Source organism: Pectobacterium sp. CHL-2024 (genome assembly GCF_044751765.1).
In the GTDB taxonomy this organism is placed as follows: domain Bacteria; phylum Pseudomonadota; class Gammaproteobacteria; order Enterobacterales; family Enterobacteriaceae; genus Pectobacterium; species Pectobacterium brasiliense.
On record NZ_JBIXKO010000043.1, the window covers coordinates 1 to 1377 of the forward strand.

At 53.4% G+C, this 1377-nt stretch carries 1 protein-coding gene; it reads right to left on the minus strand.

Annotation, left to right across the window (positions count from 1 at the left end; translation table 11 throughout):
* Positions 1-274: 274 nt before the first annotated feature.
* Positions 275-1294, minus strand: coding sequence for an IS110 family transposase (locus ACIPUG_RS21390; protein ID WP_400340117.1), 1020 nt, complete (start codon positions 1292-1294; stop codon positions 275-277).
* Between the last annotated feature and the right edge of the window lie 83 nt (positions 1295-1377).

Below are 1377 nucleotides of genomic sequence, written 5' to 3' on the forward strand. Positions count from 1 at the left end.
TATATGGACGCTCCCGGTTGAACAAGGCATTTTTCAGCAAGATGTAAAATCGGTAACTGCAGGCATATATCCGGTTTCTAATGGGGCTTCTGCGCCCCGAACCATGATGAAATCCGCCAGGTGAGTACCAAGCATCCACTACGGGCTATCGTGCCCATTGGCGCATCGGTTTACCTCACCTGTGGTCTTACCTGTTTTGCCATCTTTTTGATTACACCTGCAATTCCGGACTGCGTTTTACCCTTTGTGAACCCCTGCGAGGACTGAGCGGTGCTCAGGCCCACGCAGGGGGACGATATTCTGTTTCATGGACCAGCATCGACCACAGTATCCGCGCTGTTTTACTCGCCTGTGCCACTACCGCCACATTGTAATTTTTGCGTTTCAGCAATCCGTCGAGCCACCCCATGTCTTCCCGGTGTCGCTCAATCACGGAAGCGACTGCCCGCGCTCCGTGAACCAGAAGATAACGGAAGTAACCATCGCCCCGTTTGCTTATCCGCCCCAGACGCTGTTTGCCTCCGCTGGAATGTTCTCGCGGTGTCAAACCCATCCAGGCTGAGAACTGTTTTGCGCAGCTGAACTGCCTTCCGTCACCCACTGACGCGACCAGATACGTCGCCGTCAGCAGTCCGACGCCGGGCACTTTTGTCATGCGTTTACAGGCTGCCTGTGTTTCGGCCCATGACTTCAGTTGTTGTTCGATAAGCTCCACATGGTCATCCAGCGCATCAATATGCGCCATCTGCCGTAATGCGCTGGCTCGAACGAACGGGGATAGCTCATTTTCTCCGTCTTCAAGAATTTCTGGAACGCCCTGCTTCAGCGCTTTTCTGCCTGTTGCCATCACAAAACCAAACTCGCTCAGCATGGCCCGCAAGCTGTTCGTACAGGCGACCCGTTCCCGGATAATGATATCCCGCTCCGTATGCAGGGCGAGTACAGCCTGCTGGTCAACGGTTTTGACCTGAACAAAACGCATATTGGGCCGAGTAACGGCTTCGCAGATGGCTTCCGCATCCGTCGCATCGGTCTTGTTGGTTTTGACGTAAGGCTTGACGTACTGCGGCGGCATCAGCCTGACCTGATGGCCGTGGCGGATAAACATGCGGGCAAAATGGTGGCTGGATGAACACGCCTCCATCCCGATAAGACAGGGGTCGAGACGGATAACGAACTCAGCAAACTTTGCCCGCGAGAGTTTCTTTTTCAGCACGGTCTGGCCGGTGTGATCGACACCATGAAGAACGAAAACGTTTTTTGCCAGATCGATACCAAGGGTAGATACTTGCATTTGGACGCTCCTTCTTTTGAGATTTGACACTCATACTCTGGCACATCTGATGCCGTTAAGATGGAGCGTCCATCTCATTATCC

Bases quoted from the DNA above. Each gene is read 5' to 3' on its own strand.
- ACIPUG_RS21390 (WP_400340117.1), bottom strand. From the start codon at position 1,294: ATGCAAGTATCTACCCTTGGTATCGATCTGGCAAAAAACGTTTTCGTT.